Here is a 17,294-nt window from a genome sequence, read left to right on the forward strand (position 1 = left end):
ACACCATGCTGCACATTATTGACGACGAAGAGGTCGTACGCGACTCCCTGTCCTGGCTGGCCGCCTCGCGCAGCATTGAGGCGCGCAACTACGCCAGCGCCCAGCAATTCCTCGATAGCCTGGACGGCAGCTTCGACGCCGCCGGCGACTGCGTGCTGCTTGACGTGCGCATGCCCGACATGAACGGCATCGCCCTGTTCGACCAGCTGGTCAAGCGCGACCTGACAGCGCGCCTGCCCGTGATTTTCCTCACCGGCCACGGCGACGTGCCGATGGCCGTCGACAGCCTGAAACGGGGCGCCTTCGATTTCTTTGAAAAGCCGTTCAACGACAACGACCTGATGGACCGCGTGCAGCAGGGACTGACCAACTCGCGCCAGGCAGGCGAACTGGCTGCCGTGCACGCGCGCCTGGCCACCCTGTCGACGCGCGAGCGCGAAGTGCTGGACCTGATTCTGGCGGGGAAGATGAACAAGGTGGTGGCCGACAAGCTGGGCATCAGCATGCGCACCGTGGAAGTCCACCGCGCGCATATCTTCGACAAGATGCAGGTCAAGACGGCGGTGGAGCTTGCGGGGTTGTTGAAGTAGACTGAAATCCGGGGTCAGACCCCGGATCGAGGTTTCAAGTATCTAATCAGTCGTCGTGATGCTCATGGTGCTCTTCCACGCCATGCTTCCAGTAGCTGGCCACGTGCAGATGCTGCTTCGGCACCCCGGCGTCGATGAAATGCCCGCGCAAGCCCTGCACCTGCGCATGCTCGCACGCCACCCACACATAGCCATCGCCATCCTGCGGCAAGGCGACCTGCGCCAACGCTTCCAGCAGCAGCGGTCCCTTGCGGCCATGGCGCGCCACCCAGCGCACATCCAGCTGCGCCGCGCACTCCAACGCGATCTGTTCGCCGTCTTCGACGATCTCGATCACGGCCGTCGCGCGCGCCGTGGCCGGCAGCTGCTCCAGGCGGCGGGCAATGGCCGGCAAGGCCGTCTGGTCGCCCACCAGCACATACCAGTCGAAATCAAGCGGCACCAGCATCGAGCCGCGCGGTCCGCCCACGCCCAGGGTCTGGCCGGGTGCAGCTTGCGCCGCCCAGCTGGCTGCGGGGCCGTCGCCATGCAGCACGAAGTCGATTTCCAGCTCGCGCCGCGCCGCGTCGTAGCGGCGCGGCGTGTAGTTGCGAGCGATGGGACGCGCGCCTTCCGCGTACTGGATGGGATTCGAACCATTGCCCAGCACGGGAAACACGGGCACCGTTTCGCCGGAGGCGGGGAAGAACAGCTTCACGTGGTCGTCGTGCGCCGGCGAGACAAAGCCGTCCAGGTCGTCGCCGGCCAGGGTGATGCGGCGCATGTGCGGCGTCAGCTGCTCGGTGCGCACGACGGTGAGCACGCGCAGTTTCAAGTCATGCCGCACGCGCTCGATGACATGCGGGCGTGGTGTTGCTGGTGATGCAGTAGTCATGGCTTATCCTTGTAAAGTAGGCTCAGTGGCCGTCGACGATGGCGTTGGCCGCCTGTTCCAGCACGGCCGAGACGCGCTCGGCTTCCGCGTCGCTCCAGTTGGTCTTGTTCAGCAACAGCGCATGCTTGAGGGTGTGCATGGCCTGGCGCACGCGCTCGGGCAAGGCGTTGCGCGCCTGGACGCGGGCAAACATGTCGAGGCGCGCCAGGATGCCGTCCACCTGGGCGCGGTTCTCGTCGAGGTAAGCGCGGCCCAGGTCCGTGATCGTGTAGAGCTTCTTGCCGCTGGCGCTTTCGGAGGACGTCACGTGGTCCTGCTCTTCCAGCAGGGTCAGGGTCGGATACACGGCGCCCGGGCTGGGGGCATAGGCGCCGCCGCAACGCTCTTCGATGGCCTTGATGATTTCATAGCCGTGGCGGGGGCTGATCTCGATCAGCGCCAGCACGATCAGGGGCAGGTCGCCGCGGCCGAAGACGCGCTCGGCCCGTTCGCCGCGCCCGCCCCGGCCACCGGGGCCGCCAGGGCCCATGCCGTCGCCGCGCTCGTCGAAGCCACGCGGACCGCGGCCGTGCAGGTAGTGTTCGTGGCGGTGTTCGCCGTGATGGTGGTGCTGGCCACAATGACCGTGATGATGATGGTGGCCGCCGTGGCCGTGTTCTGCGTGGTGTGAGTTTCTCATGTTTTCTCTTTAAAGATATATCGTTAGTAGGTATCGCCATTTTATAACGATATATCGATAAGTCAAGGAGAAATTTGTTATGCTCGTCTTTCTTCAATCGACACGTCCCTGCCATGCCTGACAAAACCACCGCTGACAAAATGTATGTGAAAAATGCCCAAGCCCTGGCCGTGCTAAATGACGGCGGCGAGCACGATGCCCTGCTGGCGCAGCTGCCGGCCGAGCGGCGGGTGAGTGAAGGAGAAAGCGCCGACTGGATCGTGCTGTTCGCGCGCAGCCGCGCGGAACTGGAACGGTTCCTGCCGGTGGCGCAGGCGCGCCTGGCGCCCGGCGGCGCGGTCTGGGTGGCGTACCGCAAGGGTGGCGTGAAGGCGGGCAGCGACATCCACCGCGACGATATCCGCAATTTTGCGCAAACCATGGGACTCGACAGCGTGGCAATGATCGCCATCGATGCAAACTGGTCGGCGCTGCGCCTGAAGCAGGCTTGATAGGGGGTTAAACGACGCCGTGCAAGGCCAGCGCCCACTCGACGTGCTCCCGCACGATGGCCGATGGGTGCTCGCGGCGCGACAGCAGGGCCGCGACGATGTCGGCCTGGCCCCGGGCCTTGGCGGCCGCGTTGCCCATGCCGACGGCCAGGTTGCGCAGCCAGCGTTCGTGGCCGATGCGGCGAATCGCGCTGCCTTCCATGCGGCGGTTGAATTCTTCTTCCGTCCAGGCGAACAGCTCCACCATGCCGGCGCTGCCCAGGCTGTGGCGCTCGTCGAAATCGGGCACCACGGCGCGCTGAGCGAACTTGTTCCACGGGCAGACGGTCTGGCAATCGTCGCAGCCGTACACCTTGTTGCCGATCAAAGGCCGCATCTCCACGGGAATGGCGCCCTTCAATTCGATGGTCAGGTAGGAGATGCAGCGGCGCGCATCGAGCTTGTGCGGCCCCAGGATGGCTTGCGTCGGGCACACCGTGATGCATGCCGAGCACTGGCCGCAGCGCGGCGTTTCCGGCGGATCCACGGGCAGCGGCACGTCGATGAGGATCTCGCCAAGGAAAAAGAAGGAGCCGCCCTGGCGGTTGATCAGCAAGGTGTGCTTGCCGCGCCAACCCAAGCCGCCCTTTTGCGCCAGCTCGACTTCCATCACGGGCGCCGAATCGCTGAAGACGCGGTAGCCGAAGTCGCCGATTTCGCCCTTGATGCGCTCGGCCAGCTGCTGCAGGCGCGAACGCATCACCTTGTGGTAGTCGCGGCCCCGCGCATACACGGAGATCACGGCCGCCGCGGGATCGGCGTCGCGCGCCGCCTCGCGTTCGCGCCAGTCGGGCCCCAGCGCCGGTGGCAAATAATTCATGCGCGCGCTGATGGCGCGCACCGTGCCCGGCACCAGTTCGGCCGGGCGGGCGCGCTTCATGCCGTGGCTGGCCATGTAATCCATTTCGCCGTGATACCCTGCATCGAGCCAGGCTTGCAAGGGCGCTTCCATGTGCGACAGGTCCACGTCGGCGATGCGCACCTCGGCAAAACCCAGCTCGCGCCCCCATTCTTTAATGGTGCGCGCCAAGGAGGCGAGATCGGTGACGGTGGCGGACATAGGGGACTTTACGGAAAACGGCAGGCGCGCGGGCGGTTACAATGACAGCAGCCTCCATTTTATGCGATACAGAAGATAATGACCGAACACTTCAAAGCCCACCTCCACGACGAAGCCGGCACCGCCGCGCTGGGTGCCGCGCTGGCGCGCGCGCTGGCGCCGGGCCTGGCGATCTACCTGCACGGCGACCTGGGCGCCGGCAAGACGGCCCTCACGCGCGCGCTGCTGCACGCGGCAGGCCATGCTGGCCACGTGAAAAGCCCCACCTACACCTTGTCCGAACCGTACACGGTGCAGCTCGATGGCCAGAGCGTCAACGTCATCCACTTCGACCTGTACCGCATGGGCAGCGCCGAGGAATTCCTCGACGCCGGTTTTCGCGAAGACTTCGACGGCCGCAATATCTGCATCGTCGAATGGCCGGAGAAAGCCGAACCGGTGCTGCCGCCGGCGGACCTGAATATTTATTTGAACGTTGCGGGTACAGGACGTGATGTAGAATTGCAAGCGTCTTCTGAATTGGGTCTGTCATGCCTTCACCGTCTCAAATTCGCCCCGAACCTTTGATCTCCTCGCCCATCACCCGGCGCACGGTGCTCAAGGCCGGCGGCACCCTGCTGTTGTCCGTGTTCGCGCCCATGTCGGCGATGGCGGCGCAAATTCTCGCCGTGCGCGTCTGGCCGGCCGAGGACTACACCCGCGTCACCCTGGAAAATGACAGCATCCTCAAGGCGACCCACTTCATCGTCAAGGATCCGGAACGGCTGGTGGTCGACATCGAAGGCCTGGAACTCAATCCCACCCTGAAGGGCCTGGTGGCGAAGATCCAGTCGAACGACCCGTATATCAAGCAGGTGCGCGTGGGCCAGAACCGGCCCAACGTGGTGCGCCTGGTGTTCGACCTGAAGGAAGAAGTCACGCCGCAGCTGTTTACCCTGCCGCCGGCCGGCTCCTACAACCACCGTTTGATCTTCGACCTGTATCCCGTGCGCGAGCCGGACCTGATCGCGCAGATGATCGAAAAGGGCGACTGGTCGAGCGACCCGGCCAAGCCGCCCATGGCCGGCACGCATACGCCGCCGCCCGCGCTGCCCCTGCCCGAGAGCGGCAAGCCGCCCGTGGCCGCCGTGGCGCCGCCGGTAGCGCCCATCGTGCCGCCCGTACCCGACGTCCGTCCGGAGCAGCGCCCCGAAGCGCGCCCGCTGCCGGGCCAGAAAGTGGTGCGCATGATTACCATCGCGCTCGATCCCGGCCACGGCGGCGAAGACCCGGGCGCCATGGGCAGCCGGGGCAGCCGCGAAAAAGACGTGGTACTGGCCATCGCCAAGCGCCTCAAGACCAAGCTGGAACTGCAGCCCAACATGCGCGTCATGCTCACGCGCGACGCCGACTTCTTTGTCCCGCTGGGCATGCGCGTGGAAAAGGCGCGCAAGGTGCAGGCCGACCTGTTCGTCTCCATCCACGCCGACGCCTTCATCCAGCCGACGGCGCGCGGCTCGTCCGTGTTCGTGCTGTCCGAAAAGGGCGCCACCTCGACGGCCGCGCGCTGGCTGGCCAACAAGGAAAACCAGGCCGACCTGATCGGCGGCGTCAACGTGAAGAACCACGACAAGCAGCTGGCCAGCGTGCTGCTCGACCTGTCGACGACGGCGCAGATCAATGACAGCATGAAGCTGGGCAAGGCCGTGCTGCGCGAAATCGGCGGCATCAACCGCCTGCACAAGGGTTCCGTCGAGCAGGCCGGCTTCGCCGTGCTGAAGGCGCCCGACATTCCCTCCATCCTGATCGAGACGGCGTTCATCTCGAACCCGGAAGAAGAAGCCAAGCTGACCGACAACGGCTACCAGGACCAGATGGCCGACGCCATCGTCACGGGCATCAAGAATTACTTTGCCAAGAATCCGCCGCTGGCGAAAAGCCGCCTGACCTGACATGAAAGCCTAGCATGAGCAACAGCACTTTTGGCCAGCTACCAGCCGTGACCATCCGCGCCGCCGACGGCGCGCAGGCGACCGTCACCCTGTACGGCGGCCACCTGGTCTCGTGGCGGACCAGCGATGGCCAGGAGCGCCTGTTCTGCAGCCGTGCATCGAGCCTCGATGGTAGCCGCGCCATCCGTGGCGGCGTGCCCGTGATCTTCCCCCAGTTCGGCGCGCGCGGCACGGGCATGCGCCACGGCTTTGCGCGCGTGGCGACATGGCAGCTGGAATCGACGGGCGACGCCGATGGCGCAGCCTGGGCGCAATTTGTCCTGACCCAGGCTGACTTGCCGGAAGCGATCGCCGCCGCCTGGCCTTATGCCTTCACCCTGCACCTGCGCGTGGCCGTCAAGGCGCAATCGCTGGAACTGCACCTGTCCGTGCACAACACGGGCGAACAGGCGTTTCCGTTCTCGGCCGCCCTGCACAGCTATTTTGCGATTGATCAATTGAGCGAGGCGCGCATTGGCGGCCTGCAACGCGTGCGCTATTCGGACGAGACGCCGCAAGACGCCTTGCAGGCGGAAGAGGTGCTGCAATTCGAGGACAAACTGGACCGCATCTACTACCAGTTGCCGGGCGCCTTGAGCCTGCAATCCGGCAGCCATACCCTGCGCCTGGAACAGCAGGGCTTTACGGATGCCGTCGTGTGGAACCCCGGTGCGCAAGACGCGGCCGCCCTGTCCGACCTGGCCGACGACGAGTACCAGCGCTTCCTCTGCATCGAGCCAGCCCTGATCCAGCCCGATCTGCTGGCTGCCGGCGCCGAATGGACCGGCCGCCAGCGCCTTGAATTTACATAAGAGTGACTGAACAAGTCCAGGGCTAGGCGCCTCGCCGAAGGCAGTACGCATGTACGACGAGGCGGGGTAACAACGCCATGGGCTTTTCGCAGGCGCTCTTAATTCGACTCCTTGATGATGCGGCCGTTGGCAGGCTGGATCGGGCGCGCATTCAAGGGATACAAACGGCTGAACAGCGCCATCTGCGCCGGCGAAGCCTGCACCGGCTGCTTCATCACCATCCACAACACGCCTTCGCTGCAAGGCGGCTCCGTCATCGATCCCATGTAGGTGTAGTAATCGCGCCGCGTCGGCAGCATCTCGGCCGGGTCGAGCAGGATGGTCGGCTGCATGGTCTCGAATTTTTCCAGCGGCAGATTATTCCACACGGTCTGGATGGTCGCCTGCGGCGCACCCCGCTCCAGCAACAACGCCAGCACGGCTTGCCGGCCTTCCGCATCGCGGTGCACCAGGTGCACCACCATCTCGAAAGCCTTGCCGTTGATGCGCTCTTCGGACGGCCGGTGGAAATGAAATTGCTGCAGCTCGAACATGCGGTTCTGCACCGTGATGTAATTGCCGCCGCTGACGCCCACCTGCACCGTGTGGCCATTGTCGACTACATTGAACGACGACGGGTGGTAGTCAAAGCTGATCTGCTCGAGTTCCACCTTCATGCCATCGCGGATGTCGATCGGCGACTGGCGGTTGCCATTGCCGCACTTGGCCCAGTCGACATTGATCTTGCTCCAGTTGGACGGGCCGCTGTCGCCCTCGTACGACCAGTGCGTACCGCGCGGCACGGGTGGCGGTGGCGGCGGCGCGGCCTTCACCACGGCGGCGCGCTTGGCGCGGGCGGCGGCGCGGGCCGCCTGGGTGGCGCGCATTTCCGCCAGGCGCGCCGCGATGCGTTCGGACAAGTCGACTTCGGCCGCTTCTTCCTTCTCGCGCGCCGTCGGCGCGACGACGACAGGCGCCTTGGCCTCCTTGCCCTTCACCGATTCGGTCAGGGTTTTCATGGCGGCCGCACGCGCCGACGCCGACATGGGCGCGGATGCAGCGGCACTCGCCGAAGCGGGGGCATCTTTGGCGCTTGCCATGGCCGCCATCGCGGCAAGGCTGCAAGCTAACAGGGCGCTCAAATGTCGCATGGAAATCCAGAAAGTGAGAATACCCTCTGGTTTACGGCTGGAAAGCAACAAAACTTGAATCAGGGCGGGAGCAAAACAGAAACAAGACAGAGAAAAACGGGATCCGGGGCCGGCTGCGGGCTGTGCCGCAGCGCACTGGCCCCGGATCCATGCGGCCTTACGCCGACTTGCCGACCATACGCTTGTAGAGTTTCCACATGCCGCCCAACACCACCGGCACGACGGCGGCGCCGACTCCGATCAGCACGATCAAGGTCAGGTGGTCGCGGATCCATGGGATATTGCCGAAGAAGTAACCGGCCGTCACCAGACCGACCACCCACAACAGGGCGCCCGTCACGTTGTACATCTGGAAGCGCGCATGCGTCATATCGGAAATGCCGGCCACGAACGGCGCGAAGGTGCGCACCACCGGCACGAAACGGGCCAGGATGATGGTCTTGCCACCGTGCTTTTCAAAGAATTCATGCGTGCGGCGCATGGCATCCTTGTTGATCCAGCGGTAATCGTGGGTAAACACCCTTTGCCCGATGGCCTCGCCTATCCAGTAATTGAGCGTGTTGCCCGTGACGGCGGCCGTCACCAGCAAGGCTATCAGCAAGCCCAGGTGCATCTGTCCCGTCGCGCAAAACGCGCCGGCGATAAACAATAAGGTATCCCCAGGGAAGAAAAACAGCACCACGAGGCCTGTCTCGCAAAAAATAATGGCAAACAGCACTGCATACACGAGGGTACCGTACTGCTCGATCAAGAGACCCAGCGTCTTGTCGACATGCACGATCATGTCGAGGAATTGCACAAAATCCATATATTTTTCCCTAAAGGTAGCGGCGGAATCATACACCACCCGGCCAGCGCAACGGCAGTCCCCGGGCCGATATTTCGTGATTAATTCGGCAGCGCCCCTGGCGGCGTGGCATTTTAAGTAAAGGTTAAGGAAACGCCTTATCGGCAGGCAACTGCCAGGATTGCCATATGCAATGTTTTTCCAACGAAATATTGGCATTCCGGTATACACTTTCTGCACGGCGCAACCCGCGTCGACCAGGAGAAAACATGTATCTACACCCACTGAGCGGCCTGACCATGGCCACCGTACTGGGCCTTGCACATCTGACTGCCCACGCGGCGCCCGTCCAGATCAAGGCGCCCGCCGAACTGCCCGCCAAGGCGACCTTGGCCGACGTGATCAAGGCTTCGAAGCCGTCCGACTGGCGTGCGCTGGACCCGGACAACACCCTGTACCTGGACATTCCCGCCGGCCGCGTGGTGATCGAACTGGCGCCGGACTTCGCGCCGAAACACGTGGCCAACATCAAGGCCCTGGTGGCCGAGCAGTATTACGACGGCCTGGCCATCACGCGGGCGCAGGACAACTGGGTGGCGCAGTGGGGCGATCCGAACGAGAAAAATCCAAAACCGATCCAGCATGCCCAGCGCACCCTGCCCGGCGAATTTACGGTACCTTTGACAAACGTCAAGAACTTCACCCGCCTGCCGGACGTCGATGGCTATGCGCCGCAAGTCGGCCATTCGAACGGTTTCCCGTCCGCGCGCGATCCGAAAACCGGCACGGCCTGGCTCACGCATTGTTATGCCACCGTGGGCGTGGGGCGCGACAGCGCCAGCGACAGCGGCGGCGGCACGGAGCTGTACGCCGTCATCGGCCAATCGCCGCGCCACCTGGACCGCGACATCACCGTCGTCGGCAGAGTCGTCTCCGGCATGCCATTGCTGTCCACCCTGCCCCGCGGCACGGGCCCCATGGGCTTTTATGACAGCCCCGAGAAAAACGTGCCGATCAAGGCCATCCGCCTGGCCGCCAGCGTGCCTTTGGCGCAGCGCAGCAACCTGGAAGTGATGCGTACCGACAGCGCCGCCTACCAGGCCGTGCTGGAAGCCCAGCGCCACCGCGGCGGCCCGTGGAGCAAGGTCACGGCCGGCCATGTCGACGTGTGCAATGCGCCGATACCGGTGCGGGAGGTGGCGAAGTAGCCGGTGCCCGGCAATTCGCAACCCGTTATAATCAGGGAATGAACGCTCCCATCACGCCCCACCGCCCGATCCAGGCCCTGCCTGACCAGTTGATTTCGCAAATCGCCGCCGGCGAGGTGGTCGAACGGCCATCCGCCGTCGTCAAGGAGTTGCTGGAAAACGCGCTCGACTCGGGCGCCACGCAGATCACGGTGCGGCTGGAAGAAGGGGGCGTGAAACGCATCGCGATTACCGATAACGGGCGCGGCATTGATAAAGATCAGCTGCCGTTGGCCCTGGCGCGCCATGCCACCTCGAAGATCGCGTCGCTGAGCGACCTGGAAAACGTGGGCACCCTGGGCTTTCGCGGCGAAGCGCTGGCCTCGATCGCGTCGGTCGCCGCCGTCACCGTGACGTCGCGCACGGCCGACGCGGCCCACGCCTGGGAAATCGTCGGCTCGCACAATGGCAGCGTTTCGCCGTCGTCAGGCGCGCACGGCACCACGGTCGACGTGCAAGACCTGTATTTCAACACGCCCGCGCGGCGCAAATTCCTCAAATCGGAACAGACGGAGTATGGCCACTGCGCCGAAGTCGTGCGCCGCATCGCCCTGGCGCGGCCGGACGTATCGTTCTCGCTGTCGCACAACGGCCGCACCATCGACCAGTGGAATATCAGCGAACTGGCCAAGCGCAGCGCCCACATCCTTGGCAATGACTTCGCCGAAGCGCGCCTGGCGCTGGACGAATCGGCCGGCACCTTGCGCATTCACGGCTTTGCCGGCTTGCCGACGGCGTCCAAGGCGCGCGCCGACGGCCAGTTCTTTTATGTCAACGGGCGCTTCGTGCGCGACAAGCTGCTGGTGCACGCCGTGCGCATGGCCTACCAGGACGTGCTGCATGGCGACCGTTTTCCCTCCTACGTGCTGGCACTCGACCTCGACCCGGCGCTGGTCGACGTCAACGTGCACCCGTCGAAGATCGAAGTGCGTTTCCGCGACAGCCGCTCCGTGCACCAATTCGTTTTCCACGCGGTGCAGCGCGCGCTGGCGCAAACGTCGGCCACGGCCTTCGGCAGCGTGCCGGCGCCCCTGCCGGCCGCCTCCAGCCTCGGCGGTGATACCACGGGCGCAGGTTTGGGTGGACCTGGCATCTGGCGCCGCGAACAGACGCAAACCTCGTTCGGCGCGCAGTTTACAAATACCTTCGCGCCCGCCTCGCCCGGCGCTGCCCGCCCCTTCTTTGCCGACGCACCAGGCGTGGCGCAAGACACAGCGTCGTATGGCGCCCTGTTCGGCGGCGGCGCTGCCAGTTCTCCCATCACGCAGGCGGAGCCCTACATCGCCTCGCCCGAAGCGATGGCGCGCGAAGAATATCCGCTGGGTTTTGCCCTGGCCCAGCTGCACGGCATTTATATATTGGCGCAAAATACCAAGGGCCTGGTGCTGGTCGACATGCACGCCGCGCACGAGCGCATCCTCTATGAACAGCTGAAAAACGCGCTGCAGGCGCAAGTCTCGGGCCAGGACATGCAGGTGCAATCCTTGCTGATCCCCGTGACGTTTTATGCGGACGCCATCGAAGTGTCGACGGCGAATGAAAACCAGGACACCTTGAAGGCGCTGGGCTTCGACATCGCCGCCCTGTCGCCCACCACCCTGGCCGTGCGCTCCGTGCCGACGCTGCTGAAAAACGCCGATGCGCAAACGCTGGCGCGCGACGTGCTGCGCGACGTGCGCGAATACGGCGGCTCGCGCGTGTTGATCGAGCGCCAGAATGAATTGCTGGGCACCCTGGCCTGCCACACGGCCGTGCGCGCCAACCGGATTTTATCGGTACAGGAAATGAATGCCCTGCTGCGCCAGATGGAAAGCACGGAACGCGCAGACCAGTGCAACCATGGCCGGCCGACGTGGGTGCAGGTCGAGATCAACGCGCTCGATAAACTGTTCCTGCGCGGCCAATAAAAGAACCTGAAAAACGTCCATGGCGGCGTTGCACTGCCTCGCCGTACTGGTCGTACTGTCTTCGACAATGCGCCTTGCCCTGAACGTTTTGCCAGTCTCTTTTGCACCACATCATACAAAACCAACATGCAAAACACCCCACACCTCCCCCTGGCCGTCGCCATCATGGGCCCCACGGCCAGCGGCAAGACGGCCAGCGCGCTGGCCATCGCGCAAGCCATCCCGTCCGAGATCATCTCCGTCGATTCCGCCCTCGTCTACCGGGGCATGGATATCGGCACGGCCAAGCCATCGAAGGAAGAACTGGCCCAGGTACCGCATCATTTGATCGACATCATCGACCCGCTCGACGCGTACTCCGTGGCGCAGTTCCGCAACGATACCCTGCGCCTGGTGGCCGAGATCACGGCGCGCGGCAAGCTGCCGCTGCTCGTCGGCGGCACCATGTTGTACTTCAAGGGCCTGGCCGATGGCCTCGACGACTTGCCCGGCGCCGATCCTGCCTTGCGCGCCCAGCTGGAAGAGGACGCGGCCGCCATCGGCTGGCCCGCCATGCATGCGCGCCTGGCGCAGCAAGACCCCGTCACGGCGGCGCGCCTGGCGCCGCAGGACGCGCAGCGCATCGGCCGCGCGCTGGAAATCATCGCGCTGTCCGGCCAGCCCATGTCGGCCCTGCTGGACCGCCGCGAAAAAACCGTGCTGCCATTTCAATTGCAATCGTTCGCGCTGGAACCGTCGGACCGCGCCGTGCTGCACGCGCGTATCGCCACGCGCTTCGACCTCATGCTGAAAAACGACGCCCTGCTCGATGAAGTGGAGCAGCTGCGCCGCCGCGGCGACCTGCATCCGGGCTTGCCCTCGATGCGCTGCGTGGGCTACCGCCAGGCCTGGGATTACCTGGACGGCCGTATCGACCGCGCCGCCTTGCGCGAAACGGGCATCATCGCCACGCGCCAGCTGGCCAAGCGTCAGCTGACCTGGCTACGCTCCATGCCGGAACGCATCGTCATCGATTGCCTGGGGCCCGATCCGGCCGCGGCCATGCTGGCGCAAATCCAGCCCTTGCTGACGGCGTTACAAAAATAATCACGCCAGCGCCGGCGCGTGAAAAAAACGCACATTTTTTTGCGCCGGCATTGACAAGAAAAAGGGAAGACTGGATAATGCTCGGCTGTTGGGTGATATAGCTCAGTTGGTTAGAGCACAGCATTCATAATGCTGGGGTCGGTGGTTCAAGTCCACCTATCACCACCAAAGAACATCGATCAGGTTTCCCCTGGTCAAAACGAGCATCCGGTCTGACCGGTCTGTTTGGTGATATAGCTCAGTTGGTTAGAGCACAGCATTCATAATGCTGGGGTCGGTGGTTCAAGTCCACCTATCACCACCAAGAATTTGCAGTATTGAAGAACCCGCCTCTGCCCCGTGCAGCGGCGGGTTTTTTCATTTCCGCCATCACCGCGCGTGCGGCCTGTACGCAACACCAGCCCCATCCACATGCAATCGGGGATTGTGGCAATCCGCCGCTGGCGCTTACAATGAGAATAATTCTCATTTATATTATTCGTCGCCCATGTCCGCCATCCAGCCCAGCCTGCAACAGCAAATGCAGTCGCTCTACAGCGAGCATCACGGCTGGCTGGTCGGCTGGCTGCGCAAAAAACTCAGTTGCCCGCATGGCGCGGCCGACGTGGCGCAAGATACATTTGTGCGCATCATCGCCTCGCGCGACGCGCTGTTCGGCATGCGCGAGCCGCGCGCCTACCTGTCGACGACGGCAAAGCGCTTGCTGCTCGACCGCGCGCGCCGCCAGATACTCGAGCGCAGCTACCTGGCGGAACTGGCCCTGCTGGCCGACAGCCTGCCCGGCGCGCCCTCGCCGGATGAAGTCCTGATGGCCGTGCAGGCGCTCGAGCAGATCGCCACGGCGCTGGCCGGCTTGTCCGCCAAGGCGCGCGACGCCTTTTTGCTGCACTACCTGGAAGAGCAGCCGCAGGCCGCCGTCGCCGCACAACTGAACGTCTCCACGCGCATGGTGCAAAAATACCTGGTGCAAGCCTTGCTGGCCTGCCGCCACGCCTGCCCGGCCCTGGCGGCATGAATAGTCCCCGCACGGATATCGCCGCCGAACAGGCCGCACGGTGGATCGTGCGCCTGAGCGCCGACGACCCGGCCGAGCGCGACTCCGCGCAGGCCGGCTTCGCAGCATGGAAGGCCGCCGATCCGCTGCACGCGACGGCGGCCGCCGGCATGGAAAACCTGCTGCGTCAGTTGAACGCCGTGCGCGAGCCGGCCGGCGGCGACCATCGCCCCGCGCGCGCCGCCCTGGCCGCCATCGCACCCAAGCCCCGCCAGCGTCTGCGCCAGCTGGCCGCGGCCAGCGCCGTGGCCGTGCTGACGCTGACCGGGGCGCTGGTCTTCAGCGAGCGCCCCGCCTACCTGCTGGCCGACCTGCGCAGCCCCACGGGACAATGGTCCACGCACACCCTGGCCGATGGCAGCCGGATCACCCTGGCCGGCAACAGCGCCGTCAACGTGCATTTCAATGCGGGCGAACGACATGTGGAACTGGTGCAGGGCGATATTCTCGTCGACGTGGCGAAAGATGCGCAGCGCCCCTTCATCATCGACAGCCGGCAGGCGGCGATCCGCGCCCTGGGCACGCGTTTCAGCGTGCGCAGGGAAGACGGCGCCACCATCTTGAGCATGCTGGAGTCCAAGGTGCTGGCGCAAGTGCCGCAACATCCGGCCGTCGTGGTGCAGGCGGGCCAGCGCACGCGCATCACGGACGATGGCGTGGGGCCGATCACGGCCATCGATGCAGCCAGCGTGCAGGAAGCGTGGCGCGCGCACCAACTGGTGGTCGACGACCTGCCGCTGGCCGAGGTGCTCGACGAGCTGGCGCGCCACCGCCCGGGCCAGCTGCATTACGACCGCGCGCAGATCGCCGGCATCCGCGTGGCCGCCGTGCTGCCGCTGGACGACACGGACAAGGCGCTGCAGCTGTTGATCGACAATTTCCCGCAACTGCGCATCCGCATGCTGACGCGCTACCTGGTGATGGTTGATGTCCCCGCCAGCGGCTCCGCAAAAAATAAATAAGAAATTGTGCGTTCGCGGTTCCACTTTGCGCATCTCGTGCGTCAAGGCAGCTGAGATCATTCAAAAAAGGCTGTCACCATGTACGCTCAAGTCGTTGCCGTTTCCTCCCCGAACACCCTGCGCACGCGCCTGCGTCCGCTCGCCCTGGCGGCCATGCTGCTGGCAAGCGACTGCCTGCACGCCCAGGCAGTCGCCCAGGCTGCCCCGGCTGTCGCCAGCTACGCCATCCCCGCCGGCCCGCTGGCCGGCGCCCTGAACCGCTATGCGCAGCAGGCGGGCGTGTCCATCGTCATCGATGCATCCCGGGTGCAGGGCTTGACAAGTGCAGGCTTGCAAGGCAGCTACGCCATCGATGACGGTTTCGCCGTCCTGCTGCGCGGCAGCGGCTACGCCATCGGCAAGACGCCGACCGGCTATGTGCTGGTGGCCGCGCCGGCGTCCCCGCCCACGGCGGCGATCGGCGCGGCTTCAGCGGCCGAACGCACCATGCCCTCGATTACCATCGTTGGCCAGGCCGAGCAAGGCGCCACCACGGAAGGCAGCGGCTCCTACACGGCGCGCAAGCTCACCATCGGCAAGGGCGAGCAATCGATGAAGGACATCCCCCAATCCGTGAGCGTGCTGACGCGCCAGCGCCTGGACGACCAGGGCATCACGGACTTGCGCGAAGCCGTCAACAACGTCACCGGCGTAGTGGGCGTGCATGGCGTGGGACCGGGCGTGGTGATCACGGCGCGCGGCTTCCAGATCGATCAATGGCAATACGATGGCGTGCCCATCGACCGCAACACCTATGCGCTGGGCAACTGGGGCCAGGAAAACATGGTCATCTACGACCGCCTGGAAGTACTGCGCGGCGCCTCGGGCATGCTGGTCGGCACGGGCAGTCCCGGCGGCTCCGTCAGCCTGGTGCGCAAGCGCCCGACCGCCGCGCGCAGTGTCAGCATGACGGCGCGCGCCGGCTCGTGGGACCATTACGGCGCCCAGCTCGACGTCAGCATGCCCCTGAATGCGGACGGCAGCCTGCGCGGACGCGCCATCGTCGATGAAGACGATACCCATTCCTTCGTCGACCAGGTGTGGAGCCAGAACCGTACCCTGTACGCGGCGCTCGACTACGACCTGGGACCGGCCACCACCCTGGGCCTGGCCATCAGCAACGTCAACGACCATGGCCGCCCGACCTTCATCGGTCTGCCCCGCTACGCGGACGGCAGCGCGCTGAACCTGCCCCGCTCCACCTTCACTGGCGCAGACTGGAACCGCAGCGAAGCCAAACAAACCAACGTGTATCTCGATCTGGAACACCATTTCAACAGCCAGTGGAGCCTGAAGGCATCCGCCGTGAACATAAAGGAAAACACCGGCTCCGTGCACCAGCGCGTGGCCTTGCCCATCAATCCCGACGGCAGCGGCGCGAGCTATGCCGACTTTGGCATGGATTTCGACAACCGCAAGCGCGGCATCGATACCTACGTGCGCGGCAAATTCGACGGCCTGGGCATCGCGCAGGAAGTCCTCGTGGGCGCCAGCTATGTCACGATGGCGTCGGACGACGTCTACGCCCGCGCCTGGGAATCCGGTGCGGACGTCTTCAACATCAGGCACAACCGCCCATGGCAAGACCTCGACAGCATCGCCGCGCGCCCGAAGGGCGTGCGTCCCGTCAGCACCTACGAAATACGCCAGAAAGGCCTGTATGGCAGCTGGAACGGCCAGCTGACCCGCAAGCTGAAAGCCGTGCTGGGTGGACGCTTCAGCTGGTACGACTTCGTGTATGCGACACCCGAAGGTCCTGAAGAGCAACTCAACACCACCGCCAAGTTCACGCCATCGGCGGCACTGATCTACGCGCTCGATCCGCAATGGTCGGCCTACGCCAGCTATGCCGACATCTTCACGCCGCAAAGTATCCGCGATGCGCAAGACAAGGTCCTCAAGCCCATCACGGGCACCAACTACGAGGCGGGCATCAAGGGTGAGCTGATGGATGGCAAGCTCAACACCTCGCTGGCCGTGTTCCGCTACGACCACAAGAACCGTGCCGTGTTCGACTATGACGCGGGCATGGTGTGCGATAACGAGTACTGCTCGCGCGCCTCGGGCAAGGTGCGCAGCCAGGGCCTGGAAGCGGAAGTGTCGGGCGAAGTGGCGCGCGGCTTGCAGCTGTCGGCCGGCTACGCCTATACGACGACGACCTATCTGAACGACCCGGACAACCAGGGCAAGGTCTTTTCCACCTGGACGCCCAAGCACATGCTGCGCGTGTGGTCCAGCTACACGCTGCCCGGCGCCTGGGACAAATTCAGCGTGGGCGCCGGCGTCAACACGCAAAGCCATACGCTCGATACCAATAGCACCTTCAAGGTTGCCGGCGTCTCGATCTGGAATGCACGCATGGCCTGGCAAGCCACGCCGCAAGTGGCCCTGTCGCTCAATGTCAACAACGTCTTCGACAAGAGCTACATCATCCCGGCCTACAATACCACCGGGTCGAATAACTACTATGGCGACCCGCGCAACGTGCAGTTCACCCTGAAGTACACGCCGAAGTGGTAAGGCGATCGAGAGGCTGAGGGCCGGCACGCTGGCCATGGCGCGGAACT

At 64.6% G+C, this 17,294-nt stretch carries 17 protein-coding genes and 2 tRNA genes; 14 read left to right on the top strand and 5 right to left on the bottom strand.

What is annotated here, in order from left to right:
* Nucleotides 1–5 precede the first annotated feature (5 nt).
* Nucleotides 6–590, top strand: coding sequence for a response regulator transcription factor (locus O3299_RS16425; RefSeq protein ID WP_305053106.1), 585 nt, complete (start codon nt 6–8; stop codon nt 588–590).
* A gap of 46 nt (nt 591–636) precedes the next feature.
* Here O3299_RS16425 and O3299_RS16430 read toward each other — a convergent pair whose 3' ends face one another.
* Together O3299_RS16430 and O3299_RS16435 are read right to left on the bottom strand one after the other, a co-directional pair.
* Nucleotides 637–1,464, bottom strand: coding sequence for a siderophore-interacting protein (locus O3299_RS16430; protein WP_305053107.1), 828 nt, complete (start codon nt 1,462–1,464; stop codon nt 637–639).
* Nucleotides 1,465–1,486: 22 nt separating this feature from the next.
* Nucleotides 1,487–2,143, bottom strand: coding sequence for a PadR family transcriptional regulator (locus tag O3299_RS16435; protein ID WP_099666601.1), 657 nt, complete (start codon nt 2,141–2,143; stop codon nt 1,487–1,489).
* A gap of 146 nt (nt 2,144–2,289) precedes the next feature.
* Here O3299_RS16435 and O3299_RS16440 point away from each other — a divergent pair, with 146 nt between their 5' ends.
* Nucleotides 2,290–2,634, top strand: a complete 345-nt coding sequence (locus tag O3299_RS16440; protein WP_180278693.1) for a DUF3052 family protein — start codon at nt 2,290–2,292, stop codon at nt 2,632–2,634.
* A gap of 7 nt (nt 2,635–2,641) precedes the next feature.
* Here the strand turns inward: O3299_RS16440 and queG are convergent, their stop codons facing one another.
* Nucleotides 2,642–3,733, bottom strand: coding sequence for a tRNA epoxyqueuosine(34) reductase QueG (gene queG, locus O3299_RS16445; RefSeq protein WP_305053108.1), 1,092 nt, complete (start codon nt 3,731–3,733; stop codon nt 2,642–2,644).
* A gap of 78 nt (nt 3,734–3,811) precedes the next feature.
* On the opposite strand from queG, the gene tsaE reads away from it, so the two are divergent.
* Genes tsaE through O3299_RS16460 form a run of 3 tightly spaced genes read left to right on the top strand, consistent with a single transcriptional unit; the run spans nt 3,812 to nt 6,515 of the window.
* Nucleotides 3,812–4,300, top strand: a complete 489-nt coding sequence (gene tsaE / locus O3299_RS16450; protein ID WP_034780043.1) for a tRNA (adenosine(37)-N6)-threonylcarbamoyltransferase complex ATPase subunit type 1 TsaE — start codon at nt 3,812–3,814, stop codon at nt 4,298–4,300.
* A complete protein-coding gene (locus tag O3299_RS16455; protein ID WP_289903617.1) occupies nt 4,264–5,664 on the top strand; it encodes an N-acetylmuramoyl-L-alanine amidase in 1,401 nt (466 codons plus the stop codon). Before tsaE ends, O3299_RS16455 begins: the two co-directional genes overlap by 37 nt.
* 14 nt (nt 5,665–5,678) lie before the next feature.
* Nucleotides 5,679–6,515, top strand: a complete 837-nt coding sequence (locus O3299_RS16460; RefSeq protein ID WP_305053109.1) for a D-hexose-6-phosphate mutarotase — start codon at nt 5,679–5,681, stop codon at nt 6,513–6,515.
* 98 nt (nt 6,516–6,613) lie between these two features.
* On the opposite strand, the gene O3299_RS16465 is transcribed toward O3299_RS16460, so the two are convergent.
* Nucleotides 6,614–7,513, bottom strand: a complete 900-nt coding sequence (locus tag O3299_RS16465; RefSeq protein WP_305055851.1) for a carbonic anhydrase — start codon at nt 7,511–7,513, stop codon at nt 6,614–6,616.
* Between O3299_RS16465 and O3299_RS16470 the strand changes: the two genes are divergently transcribed.
* Nucleotides 7,512–7,703: a hypothetical protein gene (locus O3299_RS16470; RefSeq protein ID WP_251351786.1), complete on the top strand. Its 192-nt coding sequence runs from the start codon at nt 7,512–7,514 to the stop codon at nt 7,701–7,703. The two genes, O3299_RS16465 and O3299_RS16470, sit on opposite strands and share 2 nt — an antisense overlap.
* 99 nt (nt 7,704–7,802) lie before the next feature.
* On the opposite strand, the gene O3299_RS16475 is transcribed toward O3299_RS16470, so the two are convergent.
* Nucleotides 7,803–8,453, bottom strand: a complete 651-nt coding sequence (locus O3299_RS16475; protein WP_071075583.1) for a VTT domain-containing protein — start codon at nt 8,451–8,453, stop codon at nt 7,803–7,805.
* Nucleotides 8,454–8,701: 248 nt separating this feature from the next.
* On the opposite strand from O3299_RS16475, the gene O3299_RS16480 reads away from it, so the two are divergent.
* From O3299_RS16480 to O3299_RS16515, 8 genes are all read left to right on the top strand, one after another.
* The gene (locus O3299_RS16480) at nt 8,702–9,640 is read left to right on the top strand and encodes a peptidylprolyl isomerase (RefSeq protein ID WP_305062731.1); all 939 of its coding nucleotides are present in this window, start codon (nt 8,702–8,704) and stop codon (nt 9,638–9,640) included.
* Between the two features lie 38 nt (nt 9,641–9,678).
* A complete protein-coding gene (gene mutL, locus O3299_RS16485) occupies nt 9,679–11,586 on the top strand; it encodes a DNA mismatch repair endonuclease MutL (RefSeq protein ID WP_099666595.1) in 1,908 nt (635 codons plus the stop codon).
* Nucleotides 11,587–11,712: 126 nt separating this feature from the next.
* Nucleotides 11,713–12,672, top strand: coding sequence for a tRNA (adenosine(37)-N6)-dimethylallyltransferase MiaA (gene miaA, locus O3299_RS16490; protein WP_289917201.1), 960 nt, complete (start codon nt 11,713–11,715; stop codon nt 12,670–12,672).
* Between the two features lie 91 nt (nt 12,673–12,763).
* Nucleotides 12,764–12,840: transfer RNA gene (locus O3299_RS16495), tRNA-Met, on the top strand.
* Between the two features lie 59 nt (nt 12,841–12,899).
* Nucleotides 12,900–12,976: transfer RNA gene (locus tag O3299_RS16500), tRNA-Met, on the top strand.
* A 183-nt stretch (nt 12,977–13,159) separates the two neighbouring features.
* Nucleotides 13,160–13,687, top strand: a complete 528-nt coding sequence (locus O3299_RS16505) for a sigma-70 family RNA polymerase sigma factor (RefSeq protein WP_305053111.1) — start codon at nt 13,160–13,162, stop codon at nt 13,685–13,687.
* Entirely contained in the window at nt 13,684–14,688 is a 1,005-nt protein-coding gene (locus O3299_RS16510; protein WP_305053112.1) for a FecR domain-containing protein, read from the top strand. The genes O3299_RS16505 and O3299_RS16510 overlap by 4 nt, the downstream gene beginning before the upstream one ends.
* Nucleotides 14,689–14,766: 78 nt before the next feature.
* Nucleotides 14,767–17,247, top strand: coding sequence for a TonB-dependent receptor (locus O3299_RS16515; protein WP_305053113.1), 2,481 nt, complete (start codon nt 14,767–14,769; stop codon nt 17,245–17,247).
* Nucleotides 17,248–17,294: the final 47 nt, after the last annotated feature.

It is taken from the genome of Janthinobacterium sp. SUN176 (assembly GCF_030587335.1).
GTDB classification, from domain to species: domain Bacteria; phylum Pseudomonadota; class Gammaproteobacteria; order Burkholderiales; family Burkholderiaceae_D; genus Janthinobacterium; species Janthinobacterium kumbetense.

Excerpts from the sequence above, each read along its gene's own strand:
- O3299_RS16465 (WP_305055851.1), bottom strand. The coding sequence starts at position 7,513 with ATGAAAACCCTGACCGAATCGGTGAAGGGCAAGGAGGCCAAGGCGCCT.
- O3299_RS16455 (WP_289903617.1), top strand. The coding sequence starts at position 4,264 with ATGCCTTCACCGTCTCAAATTCGCCCCGAACCTTTGATCTCCTCGCCC.
- O3299_RS16435 (WP_099666601.1), bottom strand. The coding sequence starts at position 2,143 with ATGAGAAACTCACACCACGCAGAACACGGCCACGGCGGCCACCATCAT.
- O3299_RS16480 (WP_305062731.1), top strand. The coding sequence starts at position 8,702 with ATGTATCTACACCCACTGAGCGGCCTGACCATGGCCACCGTACTGGGC.
- miaA (WP_289917201.1), top strand. The coding sequence starts at position 11,713 with ATGCAAAACACCCCACACCTCCCCCTGGCCGTCGCCATCATGGGCCCC.
- O3299_RS16470 (WP_251351786.1), top strand. The coding sequence starts at position 7,512 with ATGGCGGCCGCACGCGCCGACGCCGACATGGGCGCGGATGCAGCGGCA.
- O3299_RS16460 (WP_305053109.1), top strand. The coding sequence starts at position 5,679 with ATGAGCAACAGCACTTTTGGCCAGCTACCAGCCGTGACCATCCGCGCC.
- O3299_RS16515 (WP_305053113.1), top strand. The coding sequence starts at position 14,767 with ATGTACGCTCAAGTCGTTGCCGTTTCCTCCCCGAACACCCTGCGCACG.
- O3299_RS16425 (WP_305053106.1), top strand. The coding sequence starts at position 6 with ATGCTGCACATTATTGACGACGAAGAGGTCGTACGCGACTCCCTGTCC.
- O3299_RS16510 (WP_305053112.1), top strand. The coding sequence starts at position 13,684 with ATGAATAGTCCCCGCACGGATATCGCCGCCGAACAGGCCGCACGGTGG.
- mutL (WP_099666595.1), top strand. The coding sequence starts at position 9,679 with ATGAACGCTCCCATCACGCCCCACCGCCCGATCCAGGCCCTGCCTGAC.
- queG (WP_305053108.1), bottom strand. The coding sequence starts at position 3,733 with ATGTCCGCCACCGTCACCGATCTCGCCTCCTTGGCGCGCACCATTAAA.
- O3299_RS16475 (WP_071075583.1), bottom strand. The coding sequence starts at position 8,453 with ATGGATTTTGTGCAATTCCTCGACATGATCGTGCATGTCGACAAGACG.
- tsaE (WP_034780043.1), top strand. The coding sequence starts at position 3,812 with ATGACCGAACACTTCAAAGCCCACCTCCACGACGAAGCCGGCACCGCC.
- O3299_RS16430 (WP_305053107.1), bottom strand. The coding sequence starts at position 1,464 with ATGACTACTGCATCACCAGCAACACCACGCCCGCATGTCATCGAGCGC.
- O3299_RS16505 (WP_305053111.1), top strand. The coding sequence starts at position 13,160 with ATGTCCGCCATCCAGCCCAGCCTGCAACAGCAAATGCAGTCGCTCTAC.